Annotated in this window: 24 protein-coding genes; 13 read left to right on the top strand and 11 right to left on the bottom strand. The window is 41.1% G+C overall.

Features of this window, described 5'->3' with window-relative positions:
* Positions 1-146: 146 nt before the first annotated feature.
* Positions 147-1,562 (top strand): Si-specific NAD(P)(+) transhydrogenase, encoded by a 1,416-nt coding sequence (gene sthA, locus AC4CUZ_RS15355; RefSeq protein WP_004693926.1) that lies wholly within the window; start codon positions 147-149, stop codon positions 1,560-1,562.
* Positions 1,563-1,864: 302 nt separating this feature from the next.
* Here the strand turns inward: sthA and AC4CUZ_RS15350 are convergent, their stop codons facing one another.
* On the bottom strand, positions 1,865-2,005 hold the full coding sequence (locus tag AC4CUZ_RS15350; protein WP_004693924.1) for a hypothetical protein: 141 nt from the start codon (positions 2,003-2,005) through the stop codon (positions 1,865-1,867).
* A gap of 420 nt (positions 2,006-2,425) precedes the next feature.
* Positions 2,426-3,358 (bottom strand): hypothetical protein, encoded by a 933-nt coding sequence (locus AC4CUZ_RS15345; RefSeq protein ID WP_201950838.1) that lies wholly within the window; start codon positions 3,356-3,358, stop codon positions 2,426-2,428.
* Positions 3,359-3,623: 265 nt separating this feature from the next.
* On the opposite strand from AC4CUZ_RS15345, the gene AC4CUZ_RS15340 reads away from it, so the two are divergent.
* Together AC4CUZ_RS15340 and AC4CUZ_RS15335 are read left to right on the top strand one after the other, a co-directional pair.
* Complete coding sequence (locus AC4CUZ_RS15340; RefSeq protein ID WP_004693920.1) at positions 3,624-4,094, top strand: YaiI/YqxD family protein; 471 nt, start codon at positions 3,624-3,626, stop codon at positions 4,092-4,094.
* A 13-nt stretch (positions 4,095-4,107) separates the two neighbouring features.
* Positions 4,108-5,019, top strand: coding sequence for a DMT family transporter (locus AC4CUZ_RS15335; protein WP_201950841.1), 912 nt, complete (start codon positions 4,108-4,110; stop codon positions 5,017-5,019).
* Between the two features lie 15 nt (positions 5,020-5,034).
* Here AC4CUZ_RS15335 and AC4CUZ_RS15330 read toward each other — a convergent pair whose 3' ends face one another.
* Positions 5,035-5,604, bottom strand: coding sequence for a PilZ domain-containing protein (locus tag AC4CUZ_RS15330; RefSeq protein ID WP_201950856.1), 570 nt, complete (start codon positions 5,602-5,604; stop codon positions 5,035-5,037).
* A 24-nt stretch (positions 5,605-5,628) separates the two neighbouring features.
* On the opposite strand from AC4CUZ_RS15330, the gene AC4CUZ_RS15325 reads away from it, so the two are divergent.
* The 3 genes from AC4CUZ_RS15325 to AC4CUZ_RS15315 all read left to right on the top strand — a co-directional run bounded on the left by AC4CUZ_RS15325 (position 5,629) and on the right by AC4CUZ_RS15315 (position 10,113).
* Positions 5,629-6,864 carry a lipoprotein-releasing ABC transporter permease subunit gene (locus AC4CUZ_RS15325; RefSeq protein ID WP_004693914.1) on the top strand — a complete coding sequence of 412 codons (1,236 nt, stop codon included), beginning with the start codon at positions 5,629-5,631 and terminating at the stop codon, positions 6,862-6,864.
* Positions 6,857-7,540 carry a lipoprotein-releasing ABC transporter ATP-binding protein LolD gene (gene lolD, locus AC4CUZ_RS15320; protein WP_004693913.1) on the top strand — a complete coding sequence of 228 codons (684 nt, stop codon included), beginning with the start codon at positions 6,857-6,859 and terminating at the stop codon, positions 7,538-7,540. Before AC4CUZ_RS15325 ends, lolD begins: the two co-directional genes overlap by 8 nt.
* A 101-nt stretch (positions 7,541-7,641) precedes the next feature.
* Entirely contained in the window at positions 7,642-10,113 is a 2,472-nt protein-coding gene (locus AC4CUZ_RS15315) for a DNA internalization-related competence protein ComEC/Rec2 (protein ID WP_262469847.1), read from the top strand.
* Here AC4CUZ_RS15315 and AC4CUZ_RS15310 read toward each other — a convergent pair.
* Positions 10,013-11,002 carry a lysophospholipid acyltransferase family protein gene (locus AC4CUZ_RS15310; protein ID WP_201950859.1) on the bottom strand — a complete coding sequence of 330 codons (990 nt, stop codon included), beginning with the start codon at positions 11,000-11,002 and terminating at the stop codon, positions 10,013-10,015. The genes AC4CUZ_RS15315 and AC4CUZ_RS15310 overlap by 101 nt on opposite strands.
* Before the next feature lie 127 nt (positions 11,003-11,129).
* Between AC4CUZ_RS15310 and sppA the strand changes: the two genes are divergently transcribed.
* Both sppA and AC4CUZ_RS15300 read left to right on the top strand, forming a co-directional pair.
* Positions 11,130-12,149, top strand: coding sequence for a signal peptide peptidase SppA (gene sppA, locus AC4CUZ_RS15305; protein ID WP_148826360.1), 1,020 nt, complete (start codon positions 11,130-11,132; stop codon positions 12,147-12,149).
* The gene (locus AC4CUZ_RS15300; RefSeq protein ID WP_279690738.1) at positions 12,146-12,946 is read left to right on the top strand and encodes an alpha/beta fold hydrolase; all 801 of its coding nucleotides are present in this window, start codon (positions 12,146-12,148) and stop codon (positions 12,944-12,946) included. Before sppA ends, AC4CUZ_RS15300 begins: the two co-directional genes overlap by 4 nt.
* Before the next feature lie 54 nt (positions 12,947-13,000).
* On the opposite strand, the gene purN is transcribed toward AC4CUZ_RS15300, so the two are convergent.
* Complete coding sequence (gene purN / locus AC4CUZ_RS15295; RefSeq protein WP_201950865.1) at positions 13,001-13,630, bottom strand: phosphoribosylglycinamide formyltransferase; 630 nt, start codon at positions 13,628-13,630, stop codon at positions 13,001-13,003.
* Between the two features lie 5 nt (positions 13,631-13,635).
* Entirely contained in the window at positions 13,636-14,706 is a 1,071-nt protein-coding gene (gene purM, locus AC4CUZ_RS15290; protein WP_151836594.1) for a phosphoribosylformylglycinamidine cyclo-ligase, read from the bottom strand.
* A 132-nt stretch (positions 14,707-14,838) separates the two neighbouring features.
* Here purM and cxpE point away from each other — a divergent pair, with 132 nt between their 5' ends.
* The 4 genes from cxpE (at position 14,839) to AC4CUZ_RS15270 (ending at position 21,144) form a co-directional block, all read left to right on the top strand.
* A complete protein-coding gene (gene cxpE, locus AC4CUZ_RS15285) occupies positions 14,839-16,059 on the top strand; it encodes a chloramphenicol efflux transporter CxpE (protein ID WP_114837636.1) in 1,221 nt (406 codons plus the stop codon).
* Between the two features lie 15 nt (positions 16,060-16,074).
* Positions 16,075-16,779 (top strand): DnaA regulatory inactivator Hda, encoded by a 705-nt coding sequence (gene hda, locus AC4CUZ_RS15280; RefSeq protein WP_004693897.1) that lies wholly within the window; start codon positions 16,075-16,077, stop codon positions 16,777-16,779.
* Between the two features lie 122 nt (positions 16,780-16,901).
* Positions 16,902-18,707, top strand: coding sequence for a rhombotarget A (gene rbtA / locus AC4CUZ_RS15275; RefSeq protein WP_151836595.1), 1,806 nt, complete (start codon positions 16,902-16,904; stop codon positions 18,705-18,707).
* A gap of 16 nt (positions 18,708-18,723) precedes the next feature.
* Positions 18,724-21,144, top strand: coding sequence for a CSLREA domain-containing protein (locus tag AC4CUZ_RS15270; protein ID WP_490747894.1), 2,421 nt, complete (start codon positions 18,724-18,726; stop codon positions 21,142-21,144).
* 78 nt (positions 21,145-21,222) lie between these two features.
* Here AC4CUZ_RS15270 and AC4CUZ_RS15265 read toward each other — a convergent pair whose 3' ends face one another.
* The 5 genes from AC4CUZ_RS15265 to AC4CUZ_RS15245 form a co-directional block, all read right to left on the bottom strand.
* Positions 21,223-21,627, bottom strand: coding sequence for a DUF3106 domain-containing protein (locus tag AC4CUZ_RS15265; protein WP_004693891.1), 405 nt, complete (start codon positions 21,625-21,627; stop codon positions 21,223-21,225).
* A complete protein-coding gene (locus AC4CUZ_RS15260) occupies positions 21,617-21,934 on the bottom strand; it encodes a hypothetical protein (protein WP_004693889.1) in 318 nt (105 codons plus the stop codon). Before AC4CUZ_RS15260 ends, AC4CUZ_RS15265 begins: the two co-directional genes overlap by 11 nt.
* Positions 21,931-22,545, bottom strand: a complete 615-nt coding sequence (locus tag AC4CUZ_RS15255) for an RNA polymerase sigma factor (RefSeq protein ID WP_004693886.1) — start codon at positions 22,543-22,545, stop codon at positions 21,931-21,933. Before AC4CUZ_RS15255 ends, AC4CUZ_RS15260 begins: the two co-directional genes overlap by 4 nt.
* A 161-nt stretch (positions 22,546-22,706) precedes the next feature.
* Positions 22,707-23,483, bottom strand: a complete 777-nt coding sequence (locus tag AC4CUZ_RS15250) for a TrmH family RNA methyltransferase (protein WP_004693884.1) — start codon at positions 23,481-23,483, stop codon at positions 22,707-22,709.
* A gap of 52 nt (positions 23,484-23,535) precedes the next feature.
* A complete protein-coding gene (locus AC4CUZ_RS15245) occupies positions 23,536-24,510 on the bottom strand; it encodes a class 1 fructose-bisphosphatase (RefSeq protein WP_004693882.1) in 975 nt (324 codons plus the stop codon).
* Positions 24,511-24,691: 181 nt separating this feature from the next.
* On the opposite strand from AC4CUZ_RS15245, the gene AC4CUZ_RS15240 reads away from it, so the two are divergent.
* A complete protein-coding gene (locus AC4CUZ_RS15240) occupies positions 24,692-24,892 on the top strand; it encodes an NF038105 family protein (protein WP_004693880.1) in 201 nt (66 codons plus the stop codon).
* The last annotated feature ends 54 nt before the right edge of the window (positions 24,893-24,946 follow it).

Genomic DNA, 24,946 nt, shown 5'->3' with positions numbered 1-24,946 from the left:
AAATGCGAATTGATAGGGCGGAAATACTATTCATTTACTAAATGTGGTTATCACTTAATATATGTAAGCTAAATACAGCAAATTGCCTGCAATTACGTCATAATATGCCCAAGATAAGTAATAAGTTTTTGAAGAAGGAGCGTTGAATGCCACGTAAAAAAGAGGTCGTTGGTGGAACTTTCGTTAAGTACGATGCGGTCGTTCTAGGTTCAGGCCCTGCGGGTGAAGGCGCGGCAATGAAACTTGCCAAATCTGGAAAGCGTGTTGCGATTGTGGATGTACGTGAGCAGCTCGGTGGTAACTGTACCCATGTGGGGACCATTCCAAGTAAAGCTTTACGTCAAACGGTATCGAGTATTATCCGTTATCGCCGCGACCCAATGTTTAAAAAAATGGGTGACTGGCGTCAGTTTACAATGAAGCAAGTGCTTCAAAATGCACATAAAGTGATTCAACAACAGGTTGATACACACTCACGTTTTTATGACCGCAATAAAATTGATATTTACCATGGTCGTGCCTATGTTCAAGACCAAAATACGGTTTTAGTGTTTAGCCCTGAAGGCATCAAAGAAACGATCATGTGCAAACAAATCGTGATTGCAACGGGTAGCCGTCCATACCGTCCTGCGGCGCTTGATTTTAATCATCCGCGTGTATTCGATTCGGACAAAATTTTAGACCTTGATTATTCGATCCAAAAAATCATCATTTATGGTGCGGGTGTGATTGGCTGTGAATACGCGTCTATTTTCATTGGACTCGATCATAAAGTTGACTTGATTAATACACAGCACAAATTGCTGAGTTATCTAGACGATGAAATTTCTGATGCTTTGTCTTATCACTTACGTCAACAAGGGGTCTTGATTCGCCATAATGAGCAGATTGATCATCTTGAAACGTATGATGATCACGTGGTGCTACATTTACAAAGCGGTAAGAAAATTAAAGCAGATGCTATTTTGTGGTGTAACGGTCGCTCTGGAAATACGGATGGCTTAGGTCTAGAAAATGTGGGTATTACGCCAAACAGCCGTGGTCAAATTACAGTCAACGATCAATACCAAACCGAAGTGGAAAACATTTACGCTGCTGGTGATGTGATTGGTTGGCCTTCACTGGCTTCTGCTGCATATGACCAAGGTCGTTGTGCAGGTGCAAACATGAGCGGTGAAGTGGGGGTAGAGCCTGTGGTTGATATTCCGACAGGAATTTATACCATTCCAGAAATTTCTTCGATTGGTAAAACTGAACAAGAGTTAACCGAAGAAAAAATTCCGTATGAAGTCGGCCAGGCTTCGTTCCGTCATTTGGCGCGTGCGCAAATTACAGGTGACACAGTGGGTGAGTTGAAAATTTTATTCCACCGTGAGACTTTGGAAGTGCTGGGTGTACATTGCTTCGGTAATAACGCTTCGGAAATTATTCACATTGGTCAAGCGGTGATGAATAGTCCAAACAATACCATCAATTATTTCGTAGAAACGACGTTTAACTATCCGACGATGGCTGAAGCATATCGTGTAGCGACTTTAAATGGTATGAATCGTTTATTCTAATTTTTATAGTATTTTCAGAGGCCTGTAAGTTTAGACTTGCAGGTTTTTTTATACCTAAAATTGCTATTTTTTATTGTATGTCTCAATGTTTAAAACTTTTCACCAACTTGTGCGGTGGTAGGTGAGTGCGACAACTAAGGGGGAGGGAAGCAACTCTGCTTATGAGATACAAGTAATTTTGTGGGTGCCATGTTGCGTAGAACATGGAAAGAATGATCCAGTGATACGGCGTAGCAGATAATCTAGGCATAAAAAAACCAACAAAGTTGGCTTTTTTGAATTGGGCTGCGACGTGAAATCAGTTACAGGATGAACTGATGTAAGAAGTAGGCAGAAATCATCATGCCTAACACAAAAAACATGCACGAATAAGCGTCAAGCTGATAGCGCTTTTCTAATTGATGTTCAACATGCTGTATATTTTCTTCTTGCATAATTTTCATGGAAGTTTTTATTCCGATTTAATTATCGTTAAAATCCTATTGCATGTTTGTATTTTTAACATAAAAAAATGCTTAAATAAAGTACTAATTAAAAATAATCAGATTTCCACTATACATAATCACTTAAATATTCAAGTTTATGCTGAGTTAACCTAGAAGCCAGCAGCTACCAATAACTAACTATCTGAAAGTCAAAGAACTTAGGATTTTATTATTCATCGTTAAAATAAGATAATTGAATTTAAAACTGTGGATAAAAGTTCTTTTAAATGAATTTAAAATACTAAGAGATAATAACATATGTGGATAATTTTTATACAAATGAATTCAAATTAAAATAAATCGTACTGATATAAATAAAGAAGCCAACGCAGCCTATACATCGATCTTGCATAGTTTACGTCGGCTTATTTTTATAAATTATTGATTTAATGCATAAATATTGGCTTGAATCCAAATATTGCCGCGAATGTATTGTCCGATATTAAAGTTGGCATACTCTGGATTTTTAGTGGCAATACGAATCAGTGTTGCAGGTTGGTTGTCTTCATGAATCAAGGCAACATCAAGCAGAGTGTAGTCTTGTTCCATAAATTGCATGCTGGTTTTGCCAACAATATTCCCTTGGAACCATGCTTCATCTTCCTGACCGATCTTTTCGCCATACAAATAAGCGACCATTTTTGAAAAATCGACAGTCACAGGTTCTTTGTCGTCATCTGACTTTGGTTCCCATGCATCAATCTGTTCTTGTAGGTTTGCAGGAGCAATGCCATTGTTTGCTGCCAAAATATCGTTCAAGGCACGATGATGTTTAATCGATGCAGGGTCATCAACCACCAGTTGCTCGTGCTCTGCGACTGCTTCTAGTTCATATGCCCATGCATTGAGATGTGCAATATAGGTTTGGTCTTTTTGGTATTGAGCATGATTGACGCTATACAGGCTGTCATAAGCGTAGACGATGCTGTTATTGCCTAAGTTTAAACGTAAAACGGCTTGTGTGTTGGATTGACCGCGAATGATGCGTTCAACCACAGCAGACACTTTATAGGGGCTATTAAAACTTGGAAATGCAGTTTTAACAGCCTTGGGTTTATTGTCTTCAACCGCGATGACTTGAGTCAGCTGAACAGCCGCTTGACTTGGACCTTGAATGAGCCAGCAATCTGCATCCATATCTTGTTCAGTCTGGCATAAACCCATCGGCATGATTGGTGCATTTAAAGCTAAACCTAACCATTTAGGGACATCTTGTGCAGGGTTATCTGTGAGTAAATTCCAATGCTCGACGTGGCTACCAAAGTTTTGGTCATCAATGGTGATTATTTCTGGACTATTTTGATTGTTCATATGCACGATTGAATGAGGTTATATATCCCTATTAAATCGAGGGTTATTTCTATATTTCAAGTCCTATATTTTATTTTTACTGGAAAATCATCAAAAAAGACTAAAGCCTTACTTTATTTGACAGACAAAAGAACAAAGTATTTCCTTGTGATACTTAAGAAGTATGACACAAGCTTTGTATTAGGGATTTTGAGCGGTTTTATCTATTATGCTCAAGCACTGAGTTTGTTAGACTAAGGCAGTTTCTTTTGTTTATGGATGTGCAGTGCTGCCATTTAAACTCTGGGTCGATGCAGATGCATTGCCTAAAATTTTACGTGAAGTGATTTTACGTGCTTCAGATCGTTATCAGCTTGAAGTGACCTTTGTGGCCAATCAAAATGTCGGGATTACGCCTTCCGTTCGTATAAATTCAATTCAAGTGATGAGTGGAGCCGATGCCGCTGATAAAGAAATTATCGAACGCATGAAAGAGAATGATATTGTGATGACACAAGATATTCCGCTGGCGGCACAGGTGATTGAAAAGGGTGGAATCGCAATTCATCCGCGTGGCGAAATCTATACTACCGCGAATGTTAAAGCCCGCCTACATTTACGTGATTTTATGGATTCATTACGTGGCGCAGGTGTAAATACGGGTGGGCCACCGCCTATTTCTGAGCGTGATAAACGCGAATTTTCTAGTTCTTTAGACCAAACCATTCAAAAGCAAAAACGCAAAACCGCCATTTAGCATCGAGCTGATTATGTCTTCTAAAGCCAATCTGATGGCAACCTATGGATTATTGGTTTTTATTTGGTCCACAACGCCTTTAGCGATTGTGTGGAGTGTGACCGATTTACATATGCTGTGGGCGTTGGTATTACGTTTTTTCATCGCGTTGCCTTTGGCGATTTGTTTGTTACTGGTCTTAAAGCGACAGTTCCCCATCGATAAAGTTGCTTGGCATAGTTATTTGGCTGGTTCTTTTAGCTTGATTGGTTCCCAGTTTTTTACCTATGTTGCGACTAACTATATTAGTTCAGGCATGATTGCATTGATGTTTGGCTTAGCACCGATTATGGCAGGGCTGATCGGATGTTTTTACTTTAAGACCTATTTGAGTGCGATGCAGTGGCTTGGGATGTGTATTGCACTGCTGGGACTTGCGATCATTTGCCTTGCAGGTACAGCACAGCATGTCCATCCGTTTGGGATTGGGTTGATGTTACTGAGTGTATTTTCTTATGCAGCCTCTATTTTTTGGGTGAAAAAAGTCAATGCGAATATTGAACCCGTTGCACAAGCGACAGGTTCAATTTTGGTGTCGACATTGGCGGCTATATGTATTGTGCCGTTTATTTGGCAGTATGCACCGCAGCAAATTCCCGATTTGAAAACTTGTTTGGCGCTGCTATATACGGTCATCATGGCGTCATTGATTGCGATGTTCTGTTATTTTAAATTGGTGCAGAAAATTCAACCCACGACTTTATCGCTGACTACCGTTATGACGCCGATGATTGCTTTATTTGTAGGTGCTGTGCTGAATCAAGAAAAACTCTCGATGATGGTGATTGTGGGTGCAGTGGTTTTATTGTCAGGTTTATTCGTTTATTTTTATAAAGATCTTCAGGCAAGTCGGAAACTTGCCCAAAAGTTAAAAAGCCAAAACTAGTCCAAGGTTCTGGCTTTAATGATCTTCGACAGCCAAAGAAATACAGTCGGCCAACTTGACACGATCTTGCGGGTGTAAGGTAATAAAGTATGCTCCCGTACGGCACTTACCATTTTCCTCTTCATTGCTGTACACCACTTGCGCTATGGCTGCAATATGGAAGAAGTTTTCAGGGTGGCTCAAGGTTAAGTGGATATAGGTACCATCTTGAACTTGTTTTTCGCTATAAAAGCTCAAACCACTTTCAGAAAAATTCACATGTTCAGGTGTAGGTAACATGGTTTGTACAATTGTGTCATACAAAGACCCCGTGATCAGGTTTAATTTCTGGTTAAATAGGGATAAGATTCGAGCAATTTGTTGATCTTTTTCAGATAATTGTTCTAATTCGTAGTTTAGTGCATGATCAAATTGATCTAATTCTGCGAGTAGTAGAAAATAGCGCGGTAAAACAAAATTAGGATCGTAAGGGTCATTCAGGGCAACATCATCAGAAATGATCTGATAGTTAATTCTCAAGGCCGCATCGATTCGTGACATCACACGACGTTCTGTTTGAACGTTTTGATGCTGTAAATTTTCCATAATTATGACCTCGGACTAGATGGTATGTTTAAACCAATCTCGCTGTATATAGGGTTGAGATATACTCGCGCACGGCGTAGCAACCACTTTATTTCTTTTATTGCACTGGTTTCGATGATCGGTCTGACACTGGGTGTGGCTGTACTTATTACAGTCTTATCTGTAATGAATGGTTTCGACCGAGAGCTGAAAACACGTGTACTTGGAATGATACCTCAAGCCACTGTTTCTTCAACACAAATTTTAACAGATTGGCCTGAACTTGCAAAAAAAATTGAGACAAAGGAACACGTCACAGGCGTAGCACCGTTTACTCAATTGCAGGGGATGCTTACGGCACAAGGCCAAGTGGCTGGAATTATGGTCACGGGGATCGAACCTCAATATGAAAAAAAGGTTTCGATTATCCAAGATCACATGGTTGAAGGCGGTATTGATAACTTAAAAAAAGGTGAGTTTGGTATTGTTTTAGGCAAACAAATGACCGATGCCTTAGGTTTAGGGTTAAATGATAGTGTGACTTTGGTTTTACCGGAGGCAACACCTTCACCTGCGGGTGTAGTGCCGCGTTTTAAACGTTTCAAAATTGTGGGCATTTTCAGCATTGGTGCTGAGGTCGATTCGATGATGGGCTACATTGCCTTGAATGATGCATCTACTTTGTTACGCTTACCTGATGGCGCGCAAGGCATTCGCTTGAAATTGGATGATATTTTTGCAGCACCTAAAGTGGCTGATGAAATTGTGATGGATCTGCCAAGCGGTTTTTATGCTTCGAATTGGACCTATACTCATGGCAATTTGTTTAGTGCGATCCAAATGGAAAAGGCTATGGTGAGCTTATTACTCTTCCTGATTGTCTTGGTGGCTGCATTTAATATTGTGTCATCCTTGGTGATGGTTGTGACCGATAAAAAATCGGATATTGCCATATTACGTACCCTTGGCGCCTCACCTGCGACCATTACTCGTATTTTTATGGTTCAGGGCACGATTATTGGTGTGATTGGTACGGTGTCGGGTGCGATTCTCGGCATTGTTTTCGCCTCTGGAATTAGTGGTTTTGTGGGTTGGTTAAACAACGTGATGGGACTGCATCTGTTTGATGCCTACTTCATCAATTACTTACCATCGTATTTAAGATGGCAAGATGTATTAACCATTGTGTCCCTGTCTTTAATTTTAAGTTTCCTTGCAACAATTTATCCTGCAATGCGTGCTGCAAAAATCCAACCCGCGGAGGCATTACGTTATGAGTAAAATTGTTTTAGAAGCGCAAAATATTGAAAAGCACTTTACCGATGGTAAGTCGACTGTTGAGGTGATTAAAGGTCTCTCTTTACAAGTCAAAGCAGGTGAATTTGTCTCGATTGTGGGGTCGAGTGGTTCGGGTAAAAGTACTTTGTTGCATGTCTTGGGTGGTTTAGACCGTCCGAGTTCGGGCCAAGTGTTTTTGCAGGGCAGTCGTTTTGACAGTTTGAATGAAGCTGAGCGTGGTTATTTACGTAACCAACACTTAGGTTTTGTTTACCAGTTTCATCATCTGTTACCTGAGTTTACGGCTTTGGAAAATGTGGCAATGCCACTGATGTTACGTCAAGGCACCAACTTTAAAGATGTACAAAAGCAAGCCGAATATTTACTCGAACGTGTAGGATTGACGCATCGTTTAACCCATAAACCGGGTGAGCTTTCGGGTGGGGAACGTCAACGTGTTGCATTGGCGCGTGCATTGGTGGCCAAGCCAGCATTAATGATGGCAGATGAACCGACAGGCAACTTGGATCGGAAAACAGCAAGCAAAATTTTTGAACTGCTGATGGATTTACGTCAGGAGTTCAATATGGCGATGTTGATCGTGACGCATGATGAACAACTGGCTCAGTCCGCCGATTCTATTTTGCATATGCAAGATGGTCTTTGGGTCAATGACTAGGCTGAGTGCCGATAAAAATATGAGATAAAGCCACTATCTATTGAAGCCCACTTCGGTGGGCTTTATTATGGCGCCAATAAAAAAAATAATTGAATAAAAGAATGAAGCTTTTATATGCTGCTGCTTGGATTGTAGGAATTGCATTGATGGGGCAGACCGTCCCTATTCTAAATCACCTTTTTTACCCAGCGCTGATTTTGGTCATTGTACTTTTGCCGTTACAGTTTTTTCTCTTTAAGCACAAACACGCCCTTATTTTACAGTTTATATGTGGATTGATTTATTCCATGTTGTTTTTAACTACGGGATATCATTATGCACAATCAGCTTTGCAACAGCGTCTAGCCTATAAAGAAACAAAAGTTGAAGATGCTGAAGTCATTGTTTATATAGCAAAAATTAACCAACTGGGTGCTGAGACTATTCAGCAAGAAATACAGGTCTTGAACCGACATGTGCAACCAGTGCAGTGGCTGGGTTTTCAAAAACGAATATCGGATGAGCAAGCGGTCTTGGAACTTGGGAAATACTACCGACTGAGAGGGGAAATACGTCCTGCGCATAGTTATGCGGTGCAAGGTGTATTCGATGTTGAGCAGTGGTATCTGCAACGTAATCTCATGTCTGGTTTCAAACTCAAGCACATACACCCCTTGTCTGAGTCAGAAATTTCTGCATTAGGCTATACCAATTATTTAAGAAAACAGCAGGGTGTACTCAATAAAATTCAACTGGGTATAGAACATCAGCGATTAAACATTCGTCATTTTATTTATAGCCAGCCCTTAAGCCATAAGGGCTTAATTCTAGCACTCCTGACTGGGGATGAAAGTTTCTTAGATAAGGAGACGACAGCACTTTTTCAACGCTTTGGCATTAGCCATTTATTAGCGATTTCTGGGCCACATGTGCTGATCTTTGCCGTGATGCTGTGTTGGCTGTTACAAAAGGTGCTGAATCGTTATTGGCCACAGATTTTTCTAAAAATCCCACGACCTTATGCATTGTTACTGCCATTTTGTTGCTGCGTATTGCTGTATTGTGCCTTTGTCGGTTTTGAGATTCCTGCACTCCGTACTTTACTCAGTTGTTTTTGCTTAAGTGTGTTGATTTGGCTCAGGCAGAAAATTTCAGCTTTGACGTTACTCTTATTGAGTGCATCCCTCCTTTTACTGTTTGATCCTTTTTCAATTCTATCAGCGGCCTTTTGGTTGTCCTATGGTGCGTGCTTTGTGCTTTTACGCATTTATCAAACCACTATTCGGCTCGATTTAACTCGCCCGCAGTCTTGGCAGAAAAAACTCGTTTTTAGCCTAAAACTTTTGGTTGAGTCGCAGTGGAAAATATTTGTGGCTTTGATGCCTTTGGTGATTATTTTCTTCAAGCAAGTCTCATGGGTGAGCCCAATCAGTAACCTTGTCGCTATTCCACTGATCAGTTTACTGGTTGTACCACTGGAGGTTTTGGCAGCATTTACTTTTTATCTTTTCGAACCGCTGAGCAGCCTTTTGTTTCAGTTGGCAGATTGGGTGCTGGTATTTTTATTGGGCATACTCAATGGATTGGATGCGCTACTACCGATTAAGTTGTACCCGATTGCGCTCAATACTTGGCAAGTCATTTTACTGATTGTGCTCTCAATCATTGTTTTTATGCCCAAACCGAGTCTACCAAAATCATGGCTGGTGCTAGGTTTGATTCCTTTGTTGGGGTTCAGTAGCCAAAACCGTCCTTTTGAGTTGATCGTACTGGATGTCGGTCAGGGACAAGCGGTGTATATGCAACATGGGCAACAGCATGCCATGATTGATGTTGGTGGCTCCTATGATGAATCGAAGTTTAGTGTTGCTAAGCAGATTATTCAGCCATTTTTATCGAAGCAAGGCGTGAGCCAGTTAGATCAGCTAATACTTACACATTTGGATCAAGATCATAGTGGAAGTTATGCCAAATTAAAAAATGAGTTATCGATCAATCAAGTTTACTCTAATCAGCAATTGGATGTGGCAACTACGTCAAACTTTAACTATTGCCAACAAGGTCAGATCTGGCACTGGTCTGAAAAAGTAGAAATCAAAATTTTGTCGCCGAAAGCCAATCAATTTGCACAAGTGCCGTATCAGCAAAATGAGCTATCTTGTGTGGTCTATATACAGGTGAAGGATGTACAGCCTTATCAGTATTTTCTGATTATGGGCGATGCTGGCTGGCAAACCGAGTTTCAATTATTACAGGATTATCCGGACTTAAAAGTTGATGTATTGGTCTTGGGGCATCATGGCAGTCGGCATAGTTCAGCCTATGCATTTTTAAAACATTATCAACCGAAATTAGCAATTGCCTCAGCAGGGTTTAATAACCGTTATGGACATCCAAGTACATTAACGCAAGCCCGTTTGAAAGCTTTAAAGATCCCACTCTTAACAACAGCAGAGCAAGGCAGTATCGGTTTTATTGCGCAGTCTACAGGGTTTATTGAGCTGACGGCACAACGTCAGACTCGACAGTGGTTGCAGTCGGCTGAGTCTGTTGTTCCATACGCAGTTGCTCTAAACGTGTCACAGCCTCATTAAAGGGAAGGTTATACAGTGCTCGAAGTTTAGGGTTGGCCTTAAAGCGCTTATAGGTCCAATGATAATGCTCAGGATAACGATGGACCAAGTCCTCAATGGCTTGGTGAATGACGAAGGTGCCATCATTGGCTGTACCTTGATAAATACTTTCGCTGATTTCTTCAATGTACATATCAAAGCCATCATCATTACGAATAGCATAGAGCAGTAAAGCCTTGGCTTTGGTTTTTTGAATCAGTTTGGCGCTCAGGTTGCTTGAAGCTAAAGGAAAGCCAAAATAAGGAATCATTTCACCGCCTTGTTTTGGGGTATGATCAGGCAGAATTACGGTCGTCCCCCCTTGTTTGAGCGCCTTAAAAATTTGGCGTACCCCCGATTCATCGGTCGGTACAAGGTGAGCGCCTTCACGACTGCGCGCCTCACGAACAAATAAGTCAGCACCAGGATCCTTGACCGGTTTATACATAATGGTCATTTCAGTAAATTGGGCGACATAACTATTCATAATTTCCCAAGTCCCAAAATGAGGTACGATTAAGACTAAACCTTTCTGAGCGGCAAGCGCCTGATGTAGCAAATGTTCGCCATGTACTTTTTGGACGCGTTCAATATTTTTCTGATTGCTTGAACCCCAAATACTAAAAAACTCAAAATAGGTGGTCAGTTCATTACGTACTGCTTGCTTCGCAATCACTTCGCATCGCTCATCACTCAGCTCAGGCAGCGCAATTTTTAAGTTGAGTCTGAGAGCATCATTGTTTTTACTGATTTTTAAAAGATTGACTAAGCCTGCTAAACTCTTAGCAAAAAAACGTGCAAATTTAATAGGTTGTTTGCTTACAAAATGCAGTAAACGATAAGTCGAGTTTTGCTCTTGTGCTTTAGTCATTCTTTAGAGTCAATGGTACATGTGGATAAAAACATAAAATATTATAGGCTAAAATAAACTGTTTCGACAGTTTTGTATAAATCAGTGTATATAATGAGGGCAATTTTATTCAAGTTTGGATTGTTATATGTCCGATTGGCCACCAAAACCAGAAAATGAAACGCCGAAACAACAGCCTGTACATGAACAACCGACAGGAAATGAATGGAAACTTTTAGAGAAAGCCGTTTTAGCTTCCGTTGAAGAACAACGTCGTGCACGTCGCTGGGGCATCTTTTTCAAATGTCTAACTTTTGCCTACCTTTTGTTTATTCTGATTGCCATGACCAAGAGCTGTTCGACCAGTGGTACGGATGCAACTGCATCTAAACATATAGCTGTAGTTGATATTGTTGGTACCATTGCCGCTGATGAGCAAAGCGTAAACAGTGATGACACGATTAAATCATTAAAGAAAGCTTTTGAAAATAAACAAAGCCAAGCGGTGGTGCTCAATATTAACTCACCGGGCGGTTCTCCAGTTCAGTCGGATGAAATCTGGCAAGAAATTCAATATTTGAAAAAAGCACATAGCGATAAAAAATTGTATGCGGTGATTGGTGATACAGGTGCATCAGGTGCTTACTATATCGCATCTGCTGCGGACGAAATCTTGGTGAATCCTTCGAGTTTAGTGGGTTCAATCGGTGTGATTATGCCGAACTATGGGGTGAATGGTCTCATGCAAAAACTGGGTGTTGAAGACCGCACCATGACCTCTGGTCAAAACAAAGCTTTATTGTCAATGACACAACCTGTTAATCCTGCGCAGCGCGCACATGTTCAAGGTGTACTTGATAATGTACACGAGCATTTTATTAATGCTGTGAAACAAGGTCGTGGCAAAAAGTTAAAGTCGAACGATCCTGCACTTTTCTCAGGCCTTTTCTGGACAGGGGACCAGGCGGTCAAACTGGGTATTGCGGACCGTATTGGTAATTTACATACTTTAAAACGTGAACTAAATACCGATAAAGCGATGGATTATACGGTGGTACATAGCCCACTAGATGCAGTATTAGGCCGTTTAGGTGCATCGATGGGAGCTGGTTTTGCATCTTCACTTTCAAATCAAATGCAATCTGAACAGACCACGAAACTCCAATGAAACCTTTAATTCATTTTGCGCACGCCAATGGCGTGCCTTCTAAGGTCTATCAGAAATTATTTGATTTACTGTCAGATCAGTATGATGTGATCTATGTCCCTTTATTAGGGCCAGATAAAAACTACCCGATTGATAACCATTGGAAAAGCTTAACTCAGCAAGTGATTGAAAGTATTGTTCGTCAGGCACAGGGTCGTAAAGTGATTGGTTTGGGACATTCATTAGGATCAGTGCTGACGTTTCAGGCGGCGTTACAGCGTCCTGATTTATTTGAACAAGTCATCATGATGGACCCGCCTTTGATCATGGGCAAAGCCTCGTTTGCATTACACTTTGCGAAGATGTTGAAGTTAAAAATGGTCGATACCATGTCACCAGCAGCGCTATCCTTACGGCGTCGTGACCATTGGGAGAGCCGTGAGCAAGCAGCTGAACTTCTACGTCCAAAAGGCTTTTATAAAGACTTTGATCCAGACTGTTTTCAAGCTTATATTGACTATGCTTTAACGGAAGATCGCGTCCGTGGCGGTGTTGAACTTACGATTGCAAAAATGGATGAAGTTCATATCTTCAGAACCAATCCTTCTTTATGGTGGCTACCTCAGTGCAAACCACAAGTGCCGATGCATTTAATGATTGCTGAAAAAGGTCCTTTTATTGGTCCGGGGTTTCCACAAATAGTGAAAAAGAAATTTGGCATTCCTTATCAAATCGTTGAGGGAAGCCATATGTTTCCTTTGGAGCGACCAGAAGAAACGGTTGCTTTGATTAAGATGCTGATTCAAGAAAATGTTTAATAGTACTTTTCAGCAGCCATAAAAAAAACGCCTCCAAGGAGGCGTTTTTTATTTTTAAAATTTGCAAAACTGAATTGGCTCGTGCATCAGTGTACCGCGGTAGAGAACACCTTGGTCTGTATGCTGAATCGTTTGTGTACAAATCCATTCTACCACTTGCGGGTAGATGATATGCTCAAGCGTATGTACGCGCTGGGCCAAACTATTCACACTATCATGTGAACCAACTTTCAGTACACCTTGTGCCAAAGCTTGACCTGCATCGAGTTCAGCCGTCACATAGTGTACGGTACAGCCATGCAGTTGATCGCCAGTATTCAAGACGCGCTGATGGGTATGCATACCTTTGTAATGCGGTAGAAGAGAAGGGTGAATGTTGATCATTTTCCCTTCCCAAGCACTGACAAATTTCTCACTTAAAATACGCATAAAGCCAGCAAGAACCACCAAGTCCACATCCCAATCGAGTAACTGTTGATGCATGACATCATCAAAAGCTTCACGATGAGGATACTGTTTGTGTTCAATGACCGCTGTTGCAATACCTGCATTTTCAGCACGCTGTAGCGCATAGGCTTCAGGTTTGTTGGAAACCACACCCACAATTTGGCCTGACAGATTGGCATCAATCAAGGCTTGAAGGTTTGATCCACTTCCTGAAACCAGAACAGCAATTTTAATCATACGAATTAAGCGAATACCACGCGGATTTTTTCGTCTGCGCCTTCAACTGACTCAGCATTGTCTACGATATGCCCCATAGTGAAAGCTTTTTCACCCAGGCTATTGAGTCGTTCAACTGTTTTGTCAGCATCAGCAGCATCGACAACTAAGACCATGCCTACGCCACAGTTGAATGTGCGATACATTTCGAACTGTTCAACACCGCCTTCGCGCTGAAGAAGTTTAAACAATTCTGGCCATTCCCAAGTTGCCTCACTCACAACAGCTTGAGCACCATTCGGCAATACGCGTGGTAAGTTACCTGGTAAACCACCACCAGTAATGTGCGCCATTGCGTGTACATCAACTTCTTTTAACAGTTGAAGAATAGGCTTCACATAAATACGTGTTGGTTCCATTGCAACATCAGCAAGTGGACGACCATCAACGATTTGCGTCAAGTCAACGTTTTTCACGTCTAAAATTTTACGAAGTAGAGAGTAACCGTTTGAGTGAGCACCACTTGATGCAACACCAATTAAAACGTCACCCGCTTTGACTTTAGAGCCATCAATAATTTTGCTTTGCTCAACTACGCCTACACAGAAACCTGCCAAGTCGTAATCTTCGCCTTCATACATGCCAGGCATTTCGGCAGTTTCACCACCAACCAATGCACAACCAGCAAGTTCACAGCCTGTACCAATACCAGTAACTACGTTTGCAGCTACATCTACATTAAGATGGCCAGTTGCATAGTAGTCAAGGAAGAATAATGGCTCAGCGCCACATACAAGAAGATCGTTTACACACATTGCAACCAAGTCTTGACCAATCGTGTCATGACGGTTCAAATTCAATGCTAAACGTAATTTTGTACCAACACCGTCTGTGCCAGATACGAGAACAGGTTCTTCATAACCTTTAGGGATTTTACAAAGTGCACCGAAGCCACCTAATCCGCCCATTACTTCAGGACGAGTAGTACGCTTCGCGACAGATTTGATACGATCGACTAACGCGTCGCCCGCTTCAATGTCGACACCTGCATCTTTGTAGCTTAAACCAGTGTTTGGGGTAGAAGTTGAGTTGCTCATAATGAAGTCTCCGCATTCGCGGGGCGATTATACCTGAATATACGAAACACATATGTTATTTCTGCGCTAAAATGTTATCTTTGCTAAAATATTTTTCTCAATAACGATTAAATCTGACAAAGGCGAGATTGCATGCAAGATCGTACACTTAAACGTATTTTTATTTTGGCAGGAATCGCGCTCATACTCTGGGTGTTGTATCTACTCAAGCCTGTTGTTTTACCTTTTATTGGTGCATTTTTAGTCGCTTATCTGTTTAGTCCACTGGTCGATAAACTGCATAAAATTGGCTTACCACGTTGGTTATCTATTAGTGCTGTTTTTATCGGTATTGGTGTTGTCATTACATTGGCATTTTGGTATTTGGTTCCACTGGTGTGGGAACAGTTGATGTATGCAAAGAACAGCATTCCTTCAGGTATACATTGGGCAAATTATAAATTCCTCCCTTGGTTATCTGACAGTTTTAATTTGGTCCCAATGGAATTAGATGTTGACCAGATTTCAGCTGCGATTATGGAATATGTACAGACCAACTATAGTGCTGACAGTATTCAGGCTATGATTGCCAAATTGGCTCAGTCTGGACTGAACTTCATTCAGATTGGTGGTACGGTTGTACTGATCCCAATTATTGCATTCTATTTCTTGTTGGATTGGGATCGCATGCTGGACAGTTTCCGTCGTCTTATTCCACGGCGATATGAAGAACAGACCTTAGTCATTGTTAAAGAATGTCATAGTGTACTTGGTGCTTTTGTCAAAGGTCAGTTCTTGGTCATGGTGCTCTTGGGCGTGGTCTATGCAATGGGCTTACAGTTAATTGGACTTGAAGTAGGTTTGATTATTGGGATGGTGGCTGGGCTGTGCAGTATCATTCCTTACTTAGGTTTTGCTGTCGGGATTATTGCCGCAGTGATTGCAAGTTTATTCCAGTTTGGTATTGATTGGATGCAATTACTCTTGGTTGGCGTGGTCTTTATGATTGGTCAGGCAGTGGAAGGTTATATCCTACAACCGTTCTTGTTGGGCGATAAAATTGGCTTGTCTCCAGTTGCTGTGGTATTTGCAGTGCTGGCTGGTGCACAATTGGGCGGTATTTTAGGAATGTTAATTGCATTGCCTGTCGCTGCTGTGATTGTGGTCTTATTAAGACATGCACGTGAGTTTTATGAAAACAGCCCAATGTATAGTACATCTACTTATGTTGTGCAAGATTCATCAGCGGGTTCAATTACGATTGAAACAGATGAAGTCGATGTTGATATTGAACTAAAAAATCAAACGGTAAAAGCTCAGCAAGCATCTGAAAATTCAAGTAAGATTGATCAGATAGACCATAAAGAACTTTAGGATATACAAACCAGCATGCGTCAATTGCAACTAGATATTGAACCCCAACTCGATGCCCGAATCAGTGATTTTTCTGGGCCGGGATGGGGGCCTGTTATCGATGCGATTCGTCAGTTACATGCAGGTTTAATGAATCGTTTTTATGTTTATGGTGGTGCGGGTTCTGGAAAAAGCCATTTACTTTCAGCAATTTGTGATTCTTATTTAGATGTAGGTAAAACAGCGATTCAAGTTTCATTACTTGAGTTGCTGGATGCGCCAACTGAAGCAATTACCTCTTTAGAGCGTTTTGACCTTGTCGCTTTAGATGACATTGAAGCCATAAGTGGTGTGCCGCATTGGCAGAAAGCGGTTTTTCACCTGATCAACTACAATAATGAAGAAGGCGGGCAGTTGGTGTTCTCTTCTCGTGTTGCGCCGATTGAATTAAAACTTGAACTACCCGATTTACAATCTCGCCTGACGCAGGCTGTAAGTGTGAAAGTACCAAACGGAAGTTTGTATGCCGATCGTTCTACACTGGTGATGTCGGTTTTATCGCGTCGTGGGATTCATATTGATCAACAGATTATTGATTATTTACTCTCGCATGGGCCACATCAAACCTCGGTGTTATTGCAAAGTTTAGAACAACTGATTCAACTGCTTAAAGGTGAGAAAACCAAACTGAGTAATGCAAACCTCAGACAAATTTATGCGCTAATTGACGAATATCGGTAAATCATAATATTACTTGAGAAATTGTCCGAGCTGTGACAGAGTACGAAAAATTGTTAGATATTGCAGGGATTTTGCAATCTAAGAATAAAAAGAAAAGATAAAATAAAAGCAAGGAGATCGTTATGCTCAAGAAGAGCATAGGTGTAGCTACGCTATTGGTGGCGAGTCATGCCTATTCGGACAATATTAAGGTGACCATCACTGACGATATTGTCAAAAATGACACGGAATGTTCACTTCGCGAAGCTATCGACTATATTAATCAAGGTATGCCTGAGGCGGGTTATTATGGCTGCGGGGGCAAAGATGCGATTTCCACCGTCATGCTTGAGAAAAATAAAACCTATTTGCTAAATACCCATCTTGCGATCAAAAAAGATTTAACACTCAGAACAAGTTATGACAGTTCTGTGGGGGAAGAAACTGTTCAGGGTTTAAGTAATGCCATCTTAAAAATGAATGGTTCTGACAATTTATTAAGGGTTGATAATGCTGAGAATGCTTTAATTCGTGTGTTAGTAAAAGAGGTTACTCTACAGGGCTGTGCGAAAGACTGCGGTGTGAATCAAGGTGGTTTAATTTATAACAATGAATATTTAGGTCTTGAGTACGTCAAATTAACAGGTGGTTTTGCAGGGCAAGGGGGGGCGATTTACAATGTCGCAACCTTGCTTGAAGATGGTACCAGTCGTAGTCTAGTCGAAATTCGCGCTACTCTGGTTGAACAAAACCAAGCGGTACAAGGTGCTATTTTGTATGGGGAGGCGCCTTCTTTTCGGATTTATAATTCAGTTTTCAAAGAAAATAAAACAACAGATGCAAGCAGTGCCAATATTTACTCTGTCAATAATGCAGCGGTTAAAGAAGATATAACCTTATCCAGTTTAGCATCACGTCTGGTCAGTAGCACCTTTGTGAAAAATACAGGTTATGTCGTCAATGTTCGAGATGGCATGGCTTTGAATAACTTAACGGTGGTGGGGAACAGTAAAGGGATTTATTTCAATCCATCTACAAACTTGGCTTATCTGGCCAATAGTATCGTTTTAGGAAATAGCGAAAATACTATCTCAAAAAACTGTGCTGGGGATTTAAGTAAAGCAGTCCTTCAGAACAACTTAGTTACACAAACTGACTGTGGCAGTGGAGCGAGCTATTATCCGAATGAGTTTTGGTCTGGCGCCTTGATTGCAGGCAGCGATGTGGTGGGTGAGTGTAAAACCATGTCTGCAGATGCTGACAGTTTATTGTGTCCTTATATTGTTCCCAACCAAAAATTTTTAGGCTATATCCGTCCACGCATTTTAATGAGTCAGACACATTGGTTAGATTCTCCAATTGTGAATAAGGGGAAAGTGGTTGTAAACACAACAGATTCTTTAATTGGTTGTGAAAATTCAGATCAACGCGGTGTGAATCGAAATACGAACAATACCTTTTGTGACCGTGGTGCAATTGAGATTGAAGTCCCAACCACGATTAGTTTAATTGGTGAAGATCTGATTGCGGGGCAAGTAGCTAAACTTTCTGTTGCAGATCTGCTAGGCGATAGTGATCTACTGTCCAAAACCGAATGTGCAAGTTTATTCAAATTAGCTAAAGCACCAAATGGTGAAGAATGGCAGCCGGGTTGTATGCGGGTGCAGCAGACTCAAACGGTATCGAAAGGCAAAGTGGTGATTGATGAACTAGGAAATATTACTTACACGCCAAATGGAGCATGGCATGGTGCTGATATTTTCAGGTTACAGTTGGTCACAACCACAACACGCTTTGATGAGCATGTTCCGTTCATTGAAGTGAATGTACAAATTGTACAGGAACCGCAAAATCATATGGAAAGTGACAAAATTAAAACCTCTGGGGGAAGCACAGGTATTCTGAGCTTACTGGGGTTATTTGCTTTAATTTTGATGCGTCGAAAATAAAAAGAAAAGGGCGAACATGAAACACTTTAAAAAAGGACTATTGGGTGTCATGGTTGTAGCTGCTATGACATTAATGGCTGCAGAAGATAGAACAATTCTTGTCAACACATTTGATGATGAAGATAATGTGAACATGAATCAATGTTCACTCCGTGAGGCAATCAAAACAGCCAGCTTAAACAAGGCTTATGGTGGCTGTAGTGCTGGGAATACCGGTTCAGGTCAAACCGATTATATTCAGTTAGAAGCTGGGACGTATAAACTGAATAAGGAAATTGTTCCCGAGTCTAAAGTGGTGATTTTTGGGAAAAGCCCATATTTAGATCGTGAAAAAAATCCCATCACTTTTAAGTATCCAGCGCTAGGTGAGTTGACTTCACGGATTGATGCGGGTGGAAAGTCACGTTTATTTAATACCATTAGCAAGACCAGTTTGACGCTAGAGAATGTGATTTTAGAAAATGGTTATTCGGCAGATGAAGGCGGTGCTTTATTGGTCGGTGGAGCATTAACCTTAAATAATGCACAAATTCTAAACTCAAAGTCCGATAAAAAAGGTGGAGCACTCTATCTCGTTGGTCCTGGTGAGCATCAGGTGACTGTAAATAATAGTGTATTACAAGGCAACCAAGCGACTGTGGGTAGTGTTCTTGCAATGCAATGTTATGCAGGGCTGTTGGATGTAAAAACCAATATAGAGTTTAGAGCGAATAGTATTATTTCGAATGGTCAGATATCGAATCTAAATGCATTCGATTTTTGTGGTAACCCAAAAGTTGCTATGGCGAATAATACCATTGCAAAAAATACGGTAAATGCAACAAATGGAAGCATTTTGTATGCCGTCAATACCCGAGAGCATAATCTAAGTCTTGAAAGTAGTTTCTTATTGTCAAATAACACTATTGTAGAAAACAGTGCAGCGAGTGTTTTGGATTATGATGATTTTGGTATGAAGTCAATGTATTACAATGTGCTTGCATATAATGGAAACACATCATGCCGCTATGTCGGTTCTCAGACACTATCCGATAAATATGATGCAGGTGTGACAGCCGGTTACAATGCGCTTGATACGGTGACCAGTCAGTGTGAACTGGCAGCAAGTGCACGAATACTCGATGGTACGACAGATACTAATATTGATGTGAAAAATGTAGCTATAGGAAGTCTACTCAGTTCCTTAACTTCGCCATCAAAATATAATTTATTCCGCCCAATGTATTTCCCGAAAGTGAATAGTGGTGGAGTTGATTTACTCGATACCAACAGTAAATTGAGCTGTAATGATAGTGACCAGCGTGGTCTAGATCGTATTGTCGACGGAACATTGATGTTAGCACCTGCGGAAGCTAACAGCTGTGATATTGGATCGGTTGAGTTGCGTCGTTTAGCAGCAGCTGATATTGCTGATTTGAAAAATAGCTCGCAGGCAGAACGTCTTCAGGCTTATGAGAATAATATTAAGGAATTGGAAGAATTAATCGCCAATAAAAACACCAATCCAGACTTTTTGATCGAGTTTAATGAAGAGTTAAAGCGTTATAAAGAGCTTTTAGCGGCAACCAAACTACATCAAAAGTACCGAGCGATTTATGTCGATCCTTTCCAGTTTGTCTTGCAAGATGAGGCTGTGGTCAACACTGCTGATGGAACGTCTGCTTTAAAAGAAATGAACACTGAGAATTATACCATTACTGAAACTCAGGTATTAGGTGTAGGTGTGCTCAGTGCCAAAGATGGTGTGCTGGATACCTCAAAGCTCAGAGCGGATCCAACTTTACGCTGTGAGTGGAAGGATGATTTAAAACAAATCATGATTTATCGCACCGATGGTAAGCCTACAACAAGCACGGAATATGTGTATTGCCAATATAGTGTAAAGAGTAAGGCTACGCAGGCAAGCTCTTCGGGGATTCTAAAAGCGGAGTTTAGCAATATACAACCGATTGCCAAAACGGATGAATACACCCTGAATTATGGTGGCATTTTAAAACTCAATGTAAATCCACTGGCAAATGATAGTGATGATGGTGATGGGCCAATTAGTACAGTCGCGGCAGAACATCAGCGTCCAGCATTTCACCGTGATGCGAATGGAAAGGATCTTGCTATTCGTATTGTACGTCAGGATGCAGGCATTAATATTAAGCCAGAACGTACAGGTTCTTGTCCGGGAGAGTATGAAAAATATGTATGTTATGGCGGCAATATTGAAGTTGAAGTCCGCAATAATTTCAGTCCATTCCCTTATGAAATTGAATATGTGATCTATGATGCAGAGGCTGAAGAGTCTAAATCTGCGATGATGTATTTTACGAACACCGCTAAAAATACCAATACGGAAGCGAGTGGCGGTGGTGGTGGCTCAATGGGTAGTGTTGGGGTGCTTGGATTGTTGTCATTAGCGTGGCTTAGACAACGACGAAAAATATAAATGTAAGCATAAAAAAATGCCTCACATGAGGCATTTTTTTATGAGCGTTTCTATACTATTTATATTCGGCTAGGCATCTTAATGTGTAGCAGTGTTACTATGGATGTATTTATTGATATATTCATTTCGAATATTCACACGTTCATCTGCATCTGCTTTTTGCATGCGTACACGTAAATCACGTCGTTCTTGGGTGCTCATCTGTTGCCAAGTCTCACGCATTTTTTGCTTTTCTTGCTCAGGTAGCTGAGTAAACCAGTCCATACGTTGTTGCAGGGCTGCACTTTGCGCATCGGGCAGTTCTTTAAGAGATTGGTAACGTTGAATCAACGCACGCTGTTCTTCTTCAGACAACGATTCCCATGTTTCAGACACTTGGGTGTCTGCATCTTTGGAAAAAATCCAAAAACGATCAAAACCTGCAAAACTGGTTTGTAAAAAACCTAGCGTGCAAAGTGCGAAAGCGACACGTTTAGCTGCCATGTGGAACAGTGTCCTCACCTAAAACCAATAACATTTCTAAATCTTCAACCATTTGAGGTGAAAGTTTAGGAGTCGAAACCACTTGGTTGTGTGGTTTTTCATCAAGGGTTACAGAGTTCGGAAGTACGACAAAACCAGCAATAGCCGCAGCTAAAGCAAAACCTGACATTTTCCAAAGGCCATAACGTGAGGACTTTTGATCTTGAATGTCATCAAGAACATGTTGCATCACCACGGGTTTGTTTTTGTGGTGTTGCGCGAGCCCATCAAGTTTGGAGGTTACTTGCTTTAAGAAATCATCTTTCATTCGGATGATCCTCCTAGATGTGGATTCAAATGTGCGAGAGCATTGCGTAAGCCTTGAATCGCACGGTGGTAATGAGTTTTAACACTGCCTTCAGAGCAATTCATGATTTGCGCAGTGGTTGCAGTATCAAAACCTTCCCATGCACGTAACATAAATGCTTGCTGCTGACGAACAGGAAGACCCGCAATGGCTTCTTGAATTTCATCCGCAGTGACAGCTTGACTTAAAAAGTCTGAAGGATTCAGCGCTCTTTCATCGACCACCTCATTGACTTCAAAATCGTCATCATCAAGACTGACTTTTTTAAAGAAAGAAAACGGTTGTGCTCGACGTGCTTCTTTACGACGCCAATCCTGTAACTTGTTGGTTAGAATGGTATAGAACAGGGGATACCATTCTTCCGTAGATCGATCGGAATAAGATTTGTGTAATGAAATAAAGGCTTCTTGCACCAAATCCATGGCGATACCCTGCTGGTTTTGGGTAGCACTTTCCATCATTACTAACGCACGACCAGTCACTTCTTGCATGAAGTTTTTTAGGCGAGACTCGGCGGTACTCTTAAGAGTACTAGAATCCTGCGTTTTAGACTGTTTGGGTGCTAAATCCATAGAGATGGAAAATCCTGTCATCGGATACCCACCATTATTTCCTCGATCATGTGCTTATAACGTTGGAAATAATGGTTTGGTTGACAACACAAGTAATTATTTTGTCTAGTGTAATCTATTTTTTCTGCTGAGCCGACTTTAGTTAATATAACTTAACGATTTTAAAGTCGTTGTCGTACCATTTCAAAAAAGCAGATTGAACCCGCAATAGCGACATTGAGAGATTCTTGGCCACCGGGCTGTGGGATGCTCAGTGCTTGAGCATGTGCTAAAGCAAAGTCAGAAACTCCTTGGCCTTCATTGCCTAAGATCCAGACACAAGCTTGTGTTAAATCTTTTTGATATAAACTTTCAGCCTGATGTGAGCTGGTTACATACACTGGAATTTCAAAGCGTTCGAGTACATCTTCGATGGCAACGTTTTCATAGGTGTTGAGTGAGAAGTGTGCACCCATGCCTGCGCGTAATACACGTGGTGACCAGAGTGCAGCAGAACCTTTGGTACAAATAACTTGCTTAATACCCGCTGCAGCAGCAGAGCGGAGTAGTGTACCTACATTGCCTGGATCTTGAATGTTTTCCAAAATCAAGGTATCTAAGCTAAAGTCTACACTTTGGCTTGAACTTGGTAAGTCTACAACTGCCAAGAAGGGTAAAGTCGTTCCTAATGTGCTTAAGTCACGATATAGGCTTTCAGCAATGACAAAAACAGCACCCTCATATTCATCTAGAATATCGCAAATATCAGGGTGTTCGAGTGCATTTTCAGTGGTGAAAATAGAATTGAGTTTCTTCTTTTTTTCAACCCAAGCTAAGCCTAAGTGTGTCCCTTCAAGCACAGTTTGACCTTGCTTTTTACGGTAGCTACTTTGCTCTATTAAACCACGGAGATGTTTAATCTTTGGGTTGTCTTTTGATTCAAGGAAAATAATCGACATGGAGGAGACTCATGCGCATAACGCGTCAGATGGCTATGCGCATTTAAAAAAATTAGTTGTGGTAGCCAGTCACTAAATCGACTTCGTTTTTAGAACCAATAATAACAGGGACACGTTGGTGTAGGTCAGTTGGTTCGATGTCTAAAATACGAACGCGACCCGTTGTAGATGCACCGCCAGCTTGTTCAATTAGCATACTCATAGGGTTTGCTTCATACATTAAACGTAGGCGACCTGCTTTTTTCGGATCTTTGAGGTCGTATGGATACATGAAAATCCCGCTACGGCAAAGAATACGGTGAATGTCGCCCACCATACAAGCCACCCAACGCATATTGAAGTCTTTCTCACGTGGACCTGTTTTACCTGCGAGAAGTTCTTCAATATAACGTTTTACTGGGTTTTCCCAGTGGCGTTGGTTTGATGAGTTAATGGCATATTCTTTGGTATCTACTGCCACTTGAATATTTTCAGAGGTGAGCAAGAATTGTTGAGTTTCTGGGTCAAAGGTAAAGAACACCGTACCTGCGCCGACTGTTAGTGCCAACATGGTTGATGGGCCATAAAGTACATAACCCGCAGCAACTTGCTGGTTGCCTGCTTGCATAAAGTCTTCAGCTTGTGTCACTGCATTTTTTGCAGGCAAGATTGAGAAAATAGTACCCACACACATATTGATGTCGATGTTGCTTGAACCATCAAGTGGGTCAAATAAAACTAAATATTTGCCATTTTCTTGAGCTGGCGTGAATTCATCCAATTCTTCAGACGCTAAGCCACCAACTTGTGGGTGAACTTTTAGAGCATCAATCAAATAATCATTTGAAATCACATCCAGTTTTTTCTGTTCTTCACCTTGCACGTTTTCATGCTGTGCGCTACCTAAAACACCTGCTAAAGCGCCTTTTTGTAAAGCTTGATCGATAGTTTGGCAAGTAGCAGCAATGGTGCTAATCACTTGTGCCAATTCAGGCGTAAGATTTCCCATTTGTTGTTCTAAAAATTGGGACAGATTGAGATATGACATAAGGGGGAGGACTCCACTAAAACTTGAATACGTAACAAAATCAACATTGCGCTATATTTTAGTCGAGAACGAGACAAAAGAACAATTAAACTCGACTATTTGCTGCGATTTTACCCTTGCAAGTCTTGTGGAAAGTGCTATGTTGATGGAAGGAATATCAGGTAAAAATAGGAGCACAACAATGACAACGCAAAAATTTGATGCGACTCCAACGCCGAGCGAAGGGATTAACTTAGATGATATTTCAGACGATAGCGTAAAAAAAGCGTGGAAAGACTACGAAGCAAAAGCTGAGTATAAAAAGTTCAATAAACATGACATGATTGAATCTATGCAACATGCTGAAGAATCTGATGAAAATCCCAAGCCTGTACAAGTTTAAGTCATAAAAAAAGCGCTCATCGAAAGGAGCGCTTTTTTTATTTCAGTTGTAATA

It is taken from the genome of Acinetobacter sp. 789_lipA (genome assembly GCF_058242845.1).
The sequence above is the reverse complement of the archived record's forward strand: the minus strand, read 5'-3'. Positions and strand labels throughout refer to the sequence as shown.